Source organism: Kitasatospora sp. NPDC056138, from assembly GCF_042264695.1.
In the GTDB taxonomy this organism is placed as follows: Bacteria; Actinomycetota; Actinomycetes; order Streptomycetales; family Streptomycetaceae; genus Kitasatospora.
Window position 1 is genome coordinate 69348 of sequence record NZ_JBHJVK010000041.1, and the last position, 13685, is coordinate 83032.

A 13685-nucleotide genomic window follows, 5' to 3' on the forward strand; every position below is an offset into this window, starting at 1 on the left:
TCGAGCTGATCCCACCTCACCGGAACAGATCAACGGGGACCCGTACGGCGGAGGCCGGCTGGTCGAGGTCACGACGACTGAGGCCGCCGAAATGGAGATCCTGCTCGTCGCTGCCGAACACGCGGCCCACCCTGCCGAGGAGACGCCTGACCAGCGGTCAACACAACTGCCAGGTCCAGAAGACCGGTGACGATGCGCGGACCGCCACGTCACCGCCGGAGCGCCCCCCGAACCTTCGCGCGCAAGTGCCCTGTCCGCGGCGGTGCCCTTCCGGCAACCGCTGCCAGTCGGCGGCAGGAGCTCGTGGCCGACCGAATCCCGAATCCCCACTCCCCGATAGGCATGCCATGCGTTTCTCGATCTACCGAATGCGGCGCGCTCTCCTCTCCTTCGCCCTGTGCGTCCTGCTGGCTCTGCTGGCCGTGACCGCTGCCCCCGGCCAGCTGGCCCACGCCTTCAACGGAAGCACCTCGCAGTGTGCGTTGCAGGGGCGAGGAGCTGAGGTCAACGAAGGCCAGAACACCGACTACACCCAGTTCCAGAACCCCGTTGGCACCAAGAACGTCGGTGTGGTGTACGTGGACTTCCCGGACACGGCCGGCGCCGGTGACGTCACCGACTACTACAACCTCTTGTCCCCGGCCGCCGAGTGGATGCGGAACGCCTCGTACGGCAAGACCTCGCTGAACATGCGATCGGTGTTGGACCGGTGGGTCCGGATGCCGTCCAGCTCCGAATCCTACGGATTCTCCAGTCTCACCTACCAGCAGCACACCCGGTACGTGACCGACGCGCTCCGGGCCGCAGCCAACGCCGGCGCCGGCCTGGCCGGGTACGACCTGTTCTACATCGTCCCGACCAACCACTCCCGGATCGGCCACTCCACCGCATGGTTCTGGACCCCTTCCAACCCGATCGTCATCAACGGCACCAGGATCCGTTCGGCGGCGACGTTCGGTACGGACATGTGGTACTGGGGTTTCAAGGTGGCCGACCATGAGACCGTGCACCTCTTCGGAGCGCCCGACCTGTACGCCTTCAGCGGCGATCAGTTCCAGTACACCGGCGGCTGGGACCTCATGGGCCACATCACCGGCCGGGGCCCGCAGTACTTTGGCTGGGAATCGTGGAAGTTCGGGTGGATCGGCGACGACCAGGTCGTCTGTGTGTTCCAGTCCAGGACCCAGAACACCATCGCGTTGAACGGGGTCGAGTACACCGGCGGCCACAAGCTCCTGGTGGTCAAAACCGGCCCCACGACCGCCTACGTCGCCGAGGCCCGCAGGAAGGCAGAGAACGACGACAACGCCTGCTCCAGCGGCGTCCTCATCTACAAGGTCGACACCTCCATCGCGACCGGCCGGGGCCCGATCCGGGTGGTGCGCAACCCGAACGCCCCGGCGCCGCCGGCAGGCTGCGGCGCGCTCGACATGGCCACCTGGCAGCCGGGCCAGACCTTCTACGACCCCACCGCCAACGTCCAGTTCACCGTCCGGACCGCCGACGACAACAACAGCACGGTGAACGCCATCAAGTGGTGACCTGAAGCACCGAGTGTTCTGATCGTCGGATGGTCTGGTCCGTGGGTCGGGGCGACCACACCGCACTCGCCGCGAAGCCGGAGAGCGTCTGGGGAAGCACGAGTCGATCCTGGTGCGCGCGTCACTCCAGGCAGATCCGGTGGAAGCCCGGTCGAGGGCGGCCGTACAGGCCGTCACAGAGCACAGTGTCCTCAAACCGGTCCCCTGGTGATTCGCCGGGTACTCCTGAGGAAGCGGAAATGCGCACCTGCCGTCCGCGTTCAGTCGTCCGCCTCCGGCCCGAGGACGGTGGCGTGAAGGGTCGCCGGCGGCGCGGCACCGATGCGGGCCGCTCCGTCGGTGTAGCGGCCGGGCCGGGTGTCGGGCTCTGCGTCGACGCCGCAGACGTAGACCAGCACATCCCGGTCGTCCGGTGCGGTGTACACGTGCGGGTTGTGGGTGAAGGTCAGCGTCCTGCCCCTGTCGCTGACGATGGCCTCGATCTGAGGCGGACCGCCGTGGACGGTCATGTCGGCCCCGTAGTAGCCGACCGCGACGTAGCCGTTCCAGACGAGTCCGGTGGGGGCCGTGAAGACGTGGGCGAGCGTGCCTGGGTCGGTGGCGTCCTTGCGCTCGTGGGTGACGCAAACGTTGATCACCGTGCTGATGCGGACGGGCTTGTACTCCACGGCGCCTTGCTGCCACACCTTCAGCGGTGCTTCCGGGGCCGATACGGTGACGGCGGTGTCGAGCGTTCCGCTGCTGTGTGCCGCGGTGTTCGAACGGCTGGCAGAGGTGCACCGGGCGACGAAGGTGAGCGGCCCGGTGTAGCCCTGCGCGATCGTGCCGCACACCGTGACGGTGGCTGTTGCGCCCTTGGGCAGAGCGAGCGGCTGACGCAGGCCGCCGGTGATTCTGCCGCGGCCGGCACGCGCTCCGGCGGTGGTCGTCACCTGCCGCTTCACGCCGGACAGTTGCTCGGGAAGCACTCCTTCGACCACGGCGTCCGGTACGTCGTTCGGCCCCTCGTTGCGCACTGTGACGGTGTAGCAGATCTGGGTGCCCGCCTGTGCCTCACCCGGTCCGGCGATCTGCAGCGGCATCTCGGCCGGTAGTGAGACCTTGAGGTTGCGGATCCGGTGGGCTGCCGTGGCATAGCCGGTGCCGGCCGAGAAGCCGAGCTTGAACGTAGCCGGCATCGGCGCCTGGCCCGGGGTACGCAGGTCGAACCCATCGATCACCGTGTGCCCGGTGGGGTCCGTCCTGCTGGACAGACGGACGGTGATCCGACCGTCGGCGATCACGACCTGTGCGTGCGCCTGCTCGTCCCAGCCGACCCCGAAGCCACTGCCGACCGTCGCCCCCGTGAGCCAGCGGAAGCCGGAGAACCGGTCACCCGAGCCGCGGATGCCCACCATGTTCGGTGTGCTGCCTGGTCCGCCCGGACCGGCCAGGTTTCCGGCGAAGTTGCCGTAGGAGTCGAAACCGATGCCGACGTATCCCTTGGTCACTCCCGGCTTGTCGGACATCGGCGAGTAACCGAGGCCTGCCCCACTGCCGCCCGGTTCGGTGGTGGCGCCCCCGTCGATCAGGTACAGGGAGAAGCCGTCGCCGTTCGGGGCTCCGGCCTGGACGGCGTAGTCGAAGTCCACCGCGATCCCGAAGGTGGAGGAGAACGCTTCGTCCAGGAAGGCCGTGCCGGCCTTGTCCCTGCTGTTGGGGGTGAGTTCCAGGCTCCCGTTGAGCCGGGCTTCGCCGCGCAGCTTCCAGTTCGGGTTGTCGGTGGTGCTGTTGGTCAACGACTCGGTGATGGGGAAGGCGGCTTCCGCCGGGGTGGCCATGGGTCTCCTCCTCGGGTTGGTGTCGCGTCACCCGGCGCTCGGTTGTTCCGACCGCGGGGCATGGCCGGCCAGCAGCGGGCCGAGGACGACCAGGGCGCCGAGCACGACGTCCCGGTAGAGGTAGAAGCCGGCCTCCAGGGGCGGCAGGTCCTTGGCCTCGCCGCGGAGGTCGGCCTCGGACGCCGGCGCGGGGGCGGGCCGGGGCAGGAGCCGGGTCAGGTCGTCCGCTGCTCCTTCGAGGGCCGCGCGTGCGGTCGCGGCGAACCAGCGGATCGGCAGGTCGAGGGCGGCGGCGGTGTTCTGCACAGGCAGTGCTCGGACGAGCCCGGGGGCGGTGGCGGTGGCACTTGAGGCCATCCAGCGCAGTGGGAGGCCGACTTGGGCGAGGATGCGATCGGTGGGGGTCAGCGGTGGCGGGTCGCCGTCGATCATGAAGTCCTCCCACTCCATCAGGTCGAAGAGGAACTGCCCCGCCTTGAACAGCGGCCAGGGTGCGAGGACCGTCAACAGGCTCTGGGCACGGTCGGGTTCACGGTCGCGCAGGTAGACGCCGTGGCGGGCCAGGGTGCACAGGCAGGCGCGCAGGTGCGAGTTGGTACGGGTGAGGAAGGCCAGGGCCTTGTGGTCCGTGTCGGTGAGTGGGTCGGAGCCGCTGGCGTCCTGGTCGGCGACGGTGGTGGGACGGTTCACAGCGGCCTCGTGGTGACGTAGTGGGCGATCTGGCGGAGCACGGCCTTGCCTTCGTTCTCCGGGATGATCTCCAGATCCCGCTCGAAGCGGGCGATGCCTTCGGCGGCGAGCCGGTCCGCGAGGGCGGTGGCGTACTCGATGGACCCGTGGCGGAGCATCGCCGACAGGAGCTCTTCGGCGTCCTGTTGGGTCTTCTCGGTGCGGCGGCGCTGGAGGATGCGCTGCATGCGGGGCCGTTCGTGCTCGGGCATGGTGCGGAACAGGTGGATCAGCATCACGGTCCGCTTGCCCTCCAGGAGGTCCCCGAGCGGTTCCTTGCCGTAGAGGGCCTCTTCGCCGACGAGGTTGAGGATGTCGTCCTGGATCTGGAAGGCGATGCCGATCAGCCGGAAGGCTTCGTCGAAGCGGTCCAGGACGTCCGGGTCGGTGATACCCGCGCAGACCGCGCCGATGCGGCAGGGGCTGATGCAGGTGTACCAGCCGGTCTTCTTGGTACTCATGATGAAATAGGCCTCGTCCTCCTGCGGGACGACGTCGTGGCGGATCCAGCCGAGCTCCATGGCCTGGCCCTCGATGGATTCCCGGCACATGTGCAGGGTCTCCCGGATCAAGCCGAGGGTGCGGGCCAGGCCCAGGGTCTCCAGATTGGACAGCACCGCGTCCACGGCGAGCAGGTTGAGCCCGTCGCCGACGTTGACCGCCAGGCCGAGACCGTGTTCCTCGTGCATCGTGGGCAGACCCCGGCGGTGGGTGGACTCGTCCGCGATGTCGTCGTGGACGAGAAACCCGTTGTGGAACAGCTCCAGCGCGGCGGCGGCGCGTACGGCCTCTTCGGGTCGGCCGCCGAAGGCGGCGCAGGCCGCGATGGTGAGGGTGGGGCGCAGTCCCTTGCCCTGGCGGGCCGGATAGCTGCGCATCAGGTCGTAGAGCTCGGCCCGCGGTTCGCGGTCGGGCATCAGGCGCTGCATCTCCTCGTTGGTGCGGCTGCGGCAGATCTCCATGGTCTGGCGAAGGTCCGCATCGCTGATGCGCTGTTCGTGCCACCAGGGGAAGGTCTGTCGACCGTCCCAGAGCAGGCGCGGGGCGGTGACGGTGGTGCCACCGACCAGGGCGGGGCGCTGCTGGTCGGGGGTGTCGGTGGGGGCGAGCCCGGCGAGGAAGTCCAGGGCCTGCCATCGGGTCGTCGAGCGGGCCCGGACCGGTGGGGCGGCTTCGGCGCTGGTACCCCACAGTTGGGGTGCCTGTTCGCGGTAGCTGCCCCACAGCTGCTGCATGGAGCGCAGCCCGGAGGCGCGCTGGGAGAGCAGGGTGAAGGCCCGCCAGGTGGCCAGGGTCTGCTCCTGGGAGCCGCGGACGTCGAGGCTCTCGGACAGGACCTGCGTCGTGGGGCGGCGCTGCAGGTCGAAGACGAGGTTCATGGCCCGGTTGTCGAAGGCGACCTCGACGTCCGGATCCGGGCAGCGCTCCTGTGCCACGATCAGATGGCTGTGCAGGACGGTGAGGGTGGCGTGGCTGCCGTCGTTGAAGTGCAGGCCGAGCCGGATGCCGCGCATCTGCTCCGCCGCGGCGGCGACGATCGCCGGGGCGCGGTCGGCGAGCGCCTTGATCGTCTCGTCCAGCAGCCCGGCGCCGGTGAAGGTGAGGGTGTCAGTCATGGGCACCTCCGGCGAACTCCACGATGCCGCGGGTCTCGAAGGCCAGGCGGCGGCCGCCGATGATGGCCTCGACGGAGCAGGAGCCGAGCGTCTCGTGGACGCTGAAAGGGTGCAGGCTGGTCTCGGAGGGGTTGGCGATCCGTGCGGCGGTGTGGGCGTGGAAGTCCAGCACGACCCGGTCGTCGCCCAGGTGGGCGGTAACCACGAGACGGCGGGGCACCATCGCCGCCGCCGGAGTACCCAGTGTCCGGGCGAGCGGGGGCACCAACACGACCTGGTCGCGGTCCAGCACGTCCTGGACCGCGATCTGCATGGTGCGGCGGGGGAAGTGGCGCACCATCCGGCCGTGGCGCCAGAGCATGACCGAGCCGCTGGTGGCCTCGGGCGGATGGAGCGGCTGGAGGAAGGTGAAGACCACGGCCGAGGGTGGTGCGGCGTCCGGATCGCCGGAAGGGTCGTTGACGAAACCGAAGACCCAGCCGCCCAGTTCGGGCCAGCTCCAACGGCCGCGCACCCGCTCGTGGTAGCCGAGCAGGTCGGTTTCCTGCTCGCGCCCGTCGCTCAGGCGCAGCGTCCCGGTGCCGAGTACCCCAGGTTCGGACTGCCAGCGCAGATGCTGGTCACCGGCGAAGGGCGCGCACTGCGAGGTGCAGGGCCTGGACGTACGGCGCAGCCGTACGTCCAGCGCCGGGCCGGCCGACCGCGCCGCGATCCGCAGCGGGCGAGGGACATGGTGCGGGTGCGGCAACGCGAAAGCGGACCAGGGGACTTCGGGCTGGTCGGCGTTGAACTGAGTGGAGCTCCAGCCAAGGTGCTGCTCGTGGACCAGGAGGATCGCCATGTGTTGCGCCCCTTCCACCGATCCCGTGCCACTGCGCCTTCCCTCCGGGGGCGCACCGGGAGCTGCCAGGACGGAGCCGCTTGAGCGGCCCAGAACGGACAGGTTGGCGATGACCGCCTGTTCGTTGCCTCGGGAGAGGAACGCGTAGTGCAGCCATCTGCGGTCCAGTTGGTGGTCCAGCGGGGCACGGGGGAACGGGCCGGGTGAGCCCAGCCATGGTGCCCGGAGCAGGGGTGTCAGCACTCCTGCATCATAACCAAGAGTAGTGCTTCGACTACAAATTAACTCGGCTCAGTCGGCGGGCGTCGAACCCGGTTCCAGTACTGTCCCCTTCAGGCGTACACCGGGATGACCGGCGATTGCCGCCCAACCATTGGTGTAGCGGCCCGGTTTGGCGTCGTGGCGTACTCTGACGCCCAGCGTGTACACCAGTACGTCGGCGTTCTGTCCACCGGTGTTGAGATGCGGCCTGCAGGTCACCTGCAGTAGCCGCCCGTCTTCCGTTACCTGGACGCCGAGTTCGCCGCCCTCGGTCACCGACTGGTCCGCGCCGTAGTACGCGCTGGCCGCGTACGGCTCGAAGAGCAGGCAGCCGGGTGCCGTGAAGCGGTGCGTGACCTGGCCGGGGTTCCACGGCTGCCGACAGGAGATCCGGACGTTGATGTACTGCCCACCCTGCCCCGGCAGCGCCTCAACTGTGCCTTCCTGCCGTACTGTCAGCTCGGCTGCCGCCTGCTCGGGCGCCGGCTTCCCCGGCACCTTGCGGATGCGGTGGTTGAGGTTGTCGGCGATGAGCAGACCGCCCTCGCCGTCGACGGCGAGCGCGTACGGGTACGACAGCTTCGCCACGGCCGCAGGGCCTCCGTCACCGTCGTCGCCCTGGACCCCGCAGCCCGCGACCAGCTCGGTGCCGTCGGCGGTCAACCCGTACACCCGGTGGCCGTTCTTGTCCGCGACGTAGACGGTGCCGGAGGAATCCACCGCCACCGCGCACGGCGCTTCGAAGCCGGCCGGGCCGGCAATCGTCGACGGCACACCTTGTGCGTCCAGGCGTAGCACGCGTCGCCCCGCGACGTCGGCGACATGGAGGACGCCCTCCGCGTCCACCGCGACACCGGTCGGCAGGAACGGATCCGGCTCCGTGACAACAGTGGTGATGACACCCTGATCGTCCACCCGCCGCACCCGGCGGTTCCCGGCATCCGCGATGTACAGAACCCCCGAGGCGTCCACGGCCACCGAGCACGGGGACGAGAGTTGTGCGGACGTGGCCGCACCTCCGTCACCCGCCTCCCCGCGACTGCCGTCCCCAGCCACCGTGCTGATCACCCCGGCGGGGTCCACCCGCCGTACCCGGTGGTTCATCTCATCGGCGATGAACAGGTTGCCGTGCGCGTCGAGTGCCACTCCAGCCGGGAAACCCAGCCGGGCCGAGGCCGCCGCGCCACCGTCTCCCCCGTAGCCGCGCAGGCCGTCCCCGGCCACGGTGACGAGCACTCCGTCGGCATCCACCCGCCGCACCCGGTGAGTGGCGTGATCGGCGATGTACACGCTCCCCGCCTCGTCCACCGCCAGCCCGGCGGGGAAACCCAGCTGCGCCTGAAGCGCCGATTCCCGGTCGCCGGTACTGCCGCCGACACCGCATCCGGCGACCGTCACGATGACGTGACCCGCCGAATGGTCCGGCAACGCGGTCGGCTTGGCGCTACGAGTGGTAGTCATAGCGGTTACAGATACCGCCGGACAACAACCGGTTGCGGGCAGCCACTCGAATGAGGGCGTGTCCTCAGAGGGCTGCTGGACCTTTCCGTGCCTTTCGAGTTCGGTCGCCTGTTGCCCATGTCGAGCCGCTCCAGGGGCAGGGCGGGCTGAGCCGGATCGATTTTCGCCACCTGGCTGCCGACCGGGCCCTCGCAGGCGGCCACTGTGTGAGAGGCGACCTCCCTGCCGAGGGCGGCGATGCGGGCGTAGCCGGCGAAGGCGAAGAACAGCGGCCCGGCGGCCTGGAGAACGCGCGCCTCAGAGGACAGAGGCGTCACCGCGACGATCACCCGGGTCAGCCAGACGGACTTCTGCACCCCGCAGTAGTTCACCGCCGTCAGCGCCACCACCACGGCGACCGCCACGGCATGGGTTCGTCAGTGCCTGCACCTGCTTGGCCTCGATGAGGCTGGGAGGTCTCCTGAGCTGCTCTTCAGCAGCTGCTCGCGCCGAAGGTGAAGAGCAAGCCCCTGTGGTCACTGTCCTGGTGCGGATCGTTGATCACCTCGGCCGACTCCAGAGTCTCGGGGATGAAGCCATTGGCGAATGCGGAGTCGATGCGAGGTGGCAACCGGCCCTTTGCGGGGTCTGCTCCATGGTCTGTCCTTCGATGAGATGTTCCGCGCATCGCTTCCTGCTGGCGGCACCCTGCACAGGACACGGGCGCGGATGTCATGATGTGCCCGCCATGTCTGCCTTCCCAACCGGGGCCGCGCCTCTCCCGGCGCCCCCCGCCTCGCTCGACTTTCGCGTACTGCGTGCCACGCCGTTCGCGACGGTCTGCGTCGTGCTGGCCATGGCCGGCCACACGCTGGCGTCCGGCGCCGCGGTGCCGACCCGGGCGGTGCTCCTGGGCTGGGTCCTGGCCTTGGGCGCGGCCGTCCTCGGGGCGCGGCGGGAACGGTCACTGGCCGCGATCACCGGCGGGCTGGCCGTCGGCCAGCTGGGTCTGCACCTCCTCTTCCACGTTGAGCAGACGACCCTCTTCCACGCTGGGCAGACGACCGTACGGGCCCAAGCGATGCCGGATACGGCGGGCATGGCCGGGATGGCCGACATGCCGGGTATGTCCGGCACGGGGACGGCCGATGGCACCCACGCCAGGGCGGTGGCAGCGCAGCTCGCCGTGCCGCTCGGAAGCGGTTCCCACGCCTCCGCAGCAGCTGCGCCGCACGTCGCCCTGTGGTGCCATGCCTGGCTGCTCGGACTGAGCCCCGCGATGTTCGCCGGTCACCTAGCCGCCACGCTGGTGGCCGCATGGTGGCTGCGGCGGGGCGAGGCGGCCGTGTGGCGGCTGGTCCGCACCACCGCCGAGGCGGCCTCGGCTGCGGCGCAGGCGTGTGCCGCGAAGCTGCGCGAGGCCGTCGCTCGGCTCGACGCCGCACTGTCCGGCGGCATCGGACGCGGGTGGCGCCCGCTCTGCGCATGGCTTGCGGGAGCGGGTCGACGGTGGCGGCTTCCGTCACCGGTCCTGCTGCGGCACTGCGTGATCAGGCGAGGTCCACCGACAGCTCCCGCTGCCTGACCCGACGGCCGAGCGCACCTCGGCGCCGTCCGGGCGGGCGGCGGCTCCGCGCCCGTGATCACCTCAGCACGCACGCCCTCACGTCGGCGGACGACGGCCCCTGCTCGCAGGCAGGCCCTTCGGCCGACCCTGCGCGTGCGTACGCGCTCCCACACGGAGAACACACAGCCATGAGACCGTCCTTCAAGAACCGCCTCGCCGCCGCCACCGCCCTGGGCGGTGCCACCGTGCTGCTGATCGCCGGACCCGCCTCGGCGCACGTCACCGTGCAGCCGTCCAGCGTGGCCAAGGACGCGACCGACCAGACCTTCGCGTTCCGCGTGCCCGACGAGAACGACAAGGCCAGCACGGTGAAGGTCGAGATCGACTTCCCCGCCGACCACCCGGTCCCCTCCGCCATGGTCGCCGCGGTGCCGGGCTGGACCGACCAGATCCAGACCACCAAGCTCGCCACCCCGATCCACACCGACGACGGCGACATCACCGATGTCGTCTCCCAGATCGTCTGGACGGGTGGGCAGATCGCCCCCGGTCACTTCCAGGACTTCACCGTCGACTTCGGCGCGCTTCCCGACGGCACGGACAAGGTCGTCTTCAAGGCCCTGCAGACGTACAGCGACGGCAACGTCGTCCGCTGGATCGAGGAGGGCAAGGACGGCCAGCCCGAACCCGAGCATCCGGCCCCGGTTCTCAAGCTGACCGCTGCCGCCGGCAGCGACGCCCCCAGCGCCGCACCGAGCGCGAAGGCCGACCCGGCCGAGCAGAACACCGCGACGGCGAAGGGCAGCAGCAGCGACTCCACCGCCCGCGGCCTCGGCATCGCGGGCATCGTCGTCGGCGTCCTCGGCGCGGTGGCGGGCGTCGTGCTCGGCCGCCGCGGCCGGGGCACCGACAGCACCGGCGCTTCGGCGTAGCAGGCAGGGCCGGTGCGGGACGCAGCACACGCGTTCCGCGCCGGCCCCGCCCGGTCATGGCACCGGGCCGTCTCCCACCGCCCGGTCCGGAATCGACCGGCTGGCGCCATATGTCGGTCAGCACGACGCGTGGCCTGCCGCCGAGTTCGGCCTGCGACGCCGCAACTGCGGTGATGTCGCGGAGCAGTAGCGCGATGACCTGAAGGTCCTTCGGTGCGTTCGGCGTCCCGGCCCGGACCACGCGCACGAGATGTGCGCCATCGGCGAGCCCGCGCCACGGCACCGTGCACGACGACGCGGAGGACCACTCGGCCCGGATCTTGCGGCTGTGCTGTGCTGTGCTGTGCTGTGCTGTGCCCGACCGCAGGTCGCTGTGGATGCGGGGCTGTCAGACGGCCGAGGCGGCCAGGTCGTCCAGCGCGCCACTCTTGGCCTGGGCGACGAGGTCGCGGAACTGTTCCTCGCTCATCTGGACCTGCTGCCCGAAGTCGTCGGTGATCCGCACACGCTTCTCCGCCGGAGCAGCTGGGTCCACAAACAGCTGCGGACAGCCGCAGTTGCAGTTCCCGCAGAAGGTCGCGATCGGGTCCGTACCGGTGCCGTGCATCTGTGCCACCTCAGCCGCCTCTGTCGTGGGCGTACTTCTCCACCCCCGCGATGCCCGCAAACCAGGAGTGTTCAAACCAACTCCCGGGCGTCGAAAGACCCGTGGGGCGGCGGGCCGCTGGTGCGTCCCGTTGGTGATCCGCCCGCGAACCGGGTGGCATCGGACGCACGCGCCGACAAGGCGATTGCGCCGACCCGACGCTTGAAACCGGTGGCCGGGATCGCCCCCACGCCGAAGGACCCACCCCGGGATCCCGCCGAGATCGTGAGGACCCTGGCGACAGCGGAAACCGTCGACCGGGACGCGGTCGACCCTCGTACCCTTCGCACCGGCACGGCGCTCCCGTCGGGTAAGACGTTCCTGCGGGCCCTGGTGACCGAGTTGGGCGTACTGCGCCAGTCCCGGCCGGGCCCGCAATCGGCGAAACGGGTACGGGCTCGACCGAGCCCACCGGATTTTTCGGTTATCACTGCGTCCGCCACGGGTCTCCTGTCACGTGAGGCCGTACTTCCGCGGTCCTCACACCGCCACGGGCCAGGCGCATCCGGCGCCACCGGCCGAAGACGAACAGGAGACCGCCCATGGGACCTCACTGTCGAACCAGGCGCATCACCGGCGCGGCCTTGGCCGCCGCGACCGTGACCGGTGGCGGCGTGTCCCTGACTGCCGACGGCCGTCCTGCACCGGCCGCTGTCGCCGAGCCGGTCGCGCACCGCAGACCCGCGACCGGCTCCCACCTGTCGGACGGCTTCGACCCCCAGGGCAGCTTCATCCCCTCGACCGGAACCGTGACGGCCACGACGATCTCCGTGGACCTGTGGTGGGATCACGCGCCGTCGGGCTGCTACCGCCGCGCAGCAACTCCGGGGGCCGGACGGCGGGCGAGGGCCTCTGCCGGCGGTGTGCGTCGCACGGGCGTGACGGTGCCTCGACCGTGACCGACCCGGCCACGCCTATCTGCTCATCCACGCGCCCTTCTCGGCGCGCTCGTACAGGAAAGACCTGCTGATGTCCGCTTCTCCTCGTTCGATCTCCCGTGGCTGGGCCGTGACGGCCGGTGCGACCGCCCTGCTCGCCGTCGCGCTCCTTGCATGCGGTTCGTCCTCGCACTCCGAGCACTCGGGTATGCCGGGCATGCCCGGTATGGACCAGAGCGCGATGGCAACGCCCGGCACGGCGTCCTCGAGCATGCCGAGCATGCCGAGCATGCCGGGGATGCCCGGCATGATGGCGGCCGGTGAGGGTCTTGCCGCCGAACTGGAGGGCTACCGCCTGAACTCGACGGCCACCAGTCTTCCGGCCGGCCAGGCGGCGAGTTACCCGTTCACCATCACCGGCCCGGACGGCCGGCCGATCACCGACTTCGCCGTCGTCCAGACCAAGACGCTGCACTTCTATGCGATCCGCTCGGACCTCACCGGCTATCAGCACCTGCACCCGACGATGGCCGCCGACGGCACGTGGACCGCCGACCTGGCCGCCCTCGATCCGGGCAGCTGGCGGTTGTACGCCTCGTTCACACCGAACACCGGCCCCCTCAAGGGCAGTGAGTTCGTCCTCAGCCGCAGCGTGACGGTGCCCGGCGAAGCCGCTTCGGCGCCGCTGCCCGCCGCAGCCGAAAGCACGACGGTCGACGGCTACACCGTCGCCGTCCAGAGCGGGCCGACGACCGGGATGACCCACAGGCTCACCGTCACGATCAGCAAGGACGGCCAGCCGGTCAGCGATCTCCAGCCGTACCTCGACAGCTACGCCCACCTCAGCGCCTTCCACGAGGGCAACCAGGCACTGGCCCACCTCCATCCCCAGAACGTCGTCGACGGCGACCACGGCGGGCCGACGCTGACCTTCAACGCCGTACTCGGCGACCCCGGGAACTGGCGGGTCTTCCTCCAGTTCCAGACCGCCGGACAACTGCACACCGCGGTGCTCACGCTGCACATCGCCTGACGCGACCCGGACAGCAGCGTGCTGTTGTCCGGGTCGGCCTGCTCGATCAGCGCGCGCAGCTCCGGGTGCCAACCTTCCTCCTGGACAGCACGGCGTCCTGCGCGGTCAGGTGCGGCGTGCGGTGGCCACATGGCGCCGAGACGATCACAAGTCGCATCATGAGGCGCGCGCTGGTCGTCGGTGGAACCGGCAGGCTCTCCCCGGACACGTCCTCGGAACTCCCGCGCGCCGAGGCGGGCTGCACCGCCCGAGGCACCGACCCTTCAAGCGCGCCGCACGCGAGCGCGCCGCGTAGATTGAAGGCGTGGGTGTCCCTGCGACTGGCGAGGAAGGTGCGGCCGGGCAGGCGGTCGACTACGCCGCACTGTTCGCGGCTGCGCC

At 70.1% G+C, this 13685-nt stretch carries 12 protein-coding genes and 1 pseudogene; 4 read left to right on the top strand and 9 right to left on the bottom strand.

Going from position 1 to position 13685, the window contains the following annotated elements:
* Positions 1-368 precede the first annotated feature (368 nt).
* Complete coding sequence (locus ACFC1R_RS23840) at positions 369-1541, top strand: peptidase M6 (protein ID WP_375941732.1); 1173 nt, start codon at positions 369-371, stop codon at positions 1539-1541.
* Positions 1542-1801: 260 nt separating this feature from the next.
* On the opposite strand, the gene ACFC1R_RS23845 is transcribed toward ACFC1R_RS23840, so the two are convergent.
* The 6 genes and pseudogenes from ACFC1R_RS23845 to ACFC1R_RS23870 form a co-directional block, all read right to left on the bottom strand.
* Entirely contained in the window at positions 1802-3361 is a 1560-nt protein-coding gene (locus tag ACFC1R_RS23845; protein ID WP_375941734.1) for a hypothetical protein, read from the bottom strand.
* Positions 3362-3388: 27 nt separating this feature from the next.
* The gene (locus ACFC1R_RS23850) at positions 3389-4051 is read right to left on the bottom strand and encodes a hypothetical protein (RefSeq protein WP_375941736.1); all 663 of its coding nucleotides are present in this window, start codon (positions 4049-4051) and stop codon (positions 3389-3391) included.
* The gene (locus ACFC1R_RS23855; protein WP_375941738.1) at positions 4048-5706 is read right to left on the bottom strand and encodes a polyprenyl synthetase family protein; all 1659 of its coding nucleotides are present in this window, start codon (positions 5704-5706) and stop codon (positions 4048-4050) included. Before ACFC1R_RS23855 ends, ACFC1R_RS23850 begins: the two co-directional genes overlap by 4 nt.
* Entirely contained in the window at positions 5699-6547 is an 849-nt protein-coding gene (locus tag ACFC1R_RS23860) for a hypothetical protein (protein WP_375941740.1), read from the bottom strand. The genes ACFC1R_RS23855 and ACFC1R_RS23860 overlap by 8 nt, the downstream gene beginning before the upstream one ends.
* A gap of 291 nt (positions 6548-6838) precedes the next feature.
* Positions 6839-8269: a serine/threonine protein kinase gene (locus ACFC1R_RS23865; protein WP_375941742.1), complete on the bottom strand. Its 1431-nt coding sequence runs from the start codon at positions 8267-8269 to the stop codon at positions 6839-6841.
* A gap of 215 nt (positions 8270-8484) precedes the next feature.
* A pseudogene (locus ACFC1R_RS23870) lies at positions 8485-8685 on the bottom strand (amino acid permease); the annotation flags it as partial.
* A gap of 311 nt (positions 8686-8996) precedes the next feature.
* Between ACFC1R_RS23870 and ACFC1R_RS23875 the strand changes: the two are divergent.
* The gene (locus ACFC1R_RS23875) at positions 8997-9833 is read left to right on the top strand and encodes a hypothetical protein (RefSeq protein ID WP_375941744.1); all 837 of its coding nucleotides are present in this window, start codon (positions 8997-8999) and stop codon (positions 9831-9833) included.
* 170 nt (positions 9834-10003) lie between these two features.
* Complete coding sequence (locus ACFC1R_RS23880; protein WP_375941746.1) at positions 10004-10747, top strand: YcnI family protein; 744 nt, start codon at positions 10004-10006, stop codon at positions 10745-10747.
* Positions 10748-11135: 388 nt separating this feature from the next.
* Here ACFC1R_RS23880 and ACFC1R_RS23885 read toward each other — a convergent pair whose 3' ends face one another.
* Together ACFC1R_RS23885 and ACFC1R_RS23890 are read right to left on the bottom strand one after the other, a co-directional pair.
* Positions 11136-11354: a hypothetical protein gene (locus ACFC1R_RS23885; protein ID WP_375941758.1), complete on the bottom strand. Its 219-nt coding sequence runs from the start codon at positions 11352-11354 to the stop codon at positions 11136-11138.
* 953 nt (positions 11355-12307) lie between these two features.
* Positions 12308-12544, bottom strand: coding sequence for a hypothetical protein (locus tag ACFC1R_RS23890; RefSeq protein WP_375941748.1), 237 nt, complete (start codon positions 12542-12544; stop codon positions 12308-12310).
* A 7-nt stretch (positions 12545-12551) separates the two neighbouring features.
* Here ACFC1R_RS23890 and ACFC1R_RS23895 point away from each other — a divergent pair, with 7 nt between their 5' ends.
* On the top strand, positions 12552-13304 hold the full coding sequence (locus ACFC1R_RS23895) for a hypothetical protein (RefSeq protein ID WP_375941750.1): 753 nt from the start codon (positions 12552-12554) through the stop codon (positions 13302-13304).
* A 46-nt stretch (positions 13305-13350) separates the two neighbouring features.
* On the opposite strand, the gene ACFC1R_RS23900 is transcribed toward ACFC1R_RS23895, so the two are convergent.
* Positions 13351-13685, bottom strand: a 335-nt coding sequence (locus tag ACFC1R_RS23900; RefSeq protein ID WP_375941752.1) for a hypothetical protein, incomplete at its 5' end; no start/stop codon positions are given.

Excerpts from the sequence above, each read along its gene's own strand:
- ACFC1R_RS23840 (WP_375941732.1), top strand. The coding sequence starts at position 369 with ATGCGGCGCGCTCTCCTCTCCTTCGCCCTGTGCGTCCTGCTGGCTCTG.
- ACFC1R_RS23845 (WP_375941734.1), bottom strand. The coding sequence starts at position 3,361 with ATGGCCACCCCGGCGGAAGCCGCCTTCCCCATCACCGAGTCGTTGACC.
- ACFC1R_RS23855 (WP_375941738.1), bottom strand. The coding sequence starts at position 5,706 with ATGACTGACACCCTCACCTTCACCGGCGCCGGGCTGCTGGACGAGACG.
- ACFC1R_RS23860 (WP_375941740.1), bottom strand. The coding sequence starts at position 6,547 with ATGGCGATCCTCCTGGTCCACGAGCAGCACCTTGGCTGGAGCTCCACT.
- ACFC1R_RS23865 (WP_375941742.1), bottom strand. The coding sequence starts at position 8,269 with ATGACTACCACTCGTAGCGCCAAGCCGACCGCGTTGCCGGACCATTCG.
- ACFC1R_RS23875 (WP_375941744.1), top strand. The coding sequence starts at position 8,997 with ATGTCTGCCTTCCCAACCGGGGCCGCGCCTCTCCCGGCGCCCCCCGCC.
- ACFC1R_RS23880 (WP_375941746.1), top strand. The coding sequence starts at position 10,004 with ATGAGACCGTCCTTCAAGAACCGCCTCGCCGCCGCCACCGCCCTGGGC.
- ACFC1R_RS23885 (WP_375941758.1), bottom strand. The coding sequence starts at position 11,354 with ATGCACGGCACCGGTACGGACCCGATCGCGACCTTCTGCGGGAACTGC.
- ACFC1R_RS23890 (WP_375941748.1), bottom strand. The coding sequence starts at position 12,544 with ATGCTCGAGGACGCCGTGCCGGGCGTTGCCATCGCGCTCTGGTCCATA.
- ACFC1R_RS23895 (WP_375941750.1), top strand. The coding sequence starts at position 12,552 with ATGCCGAGCATGCCGGGGATGCCCGGCATGATGGCGGCCGGTGAGGGT.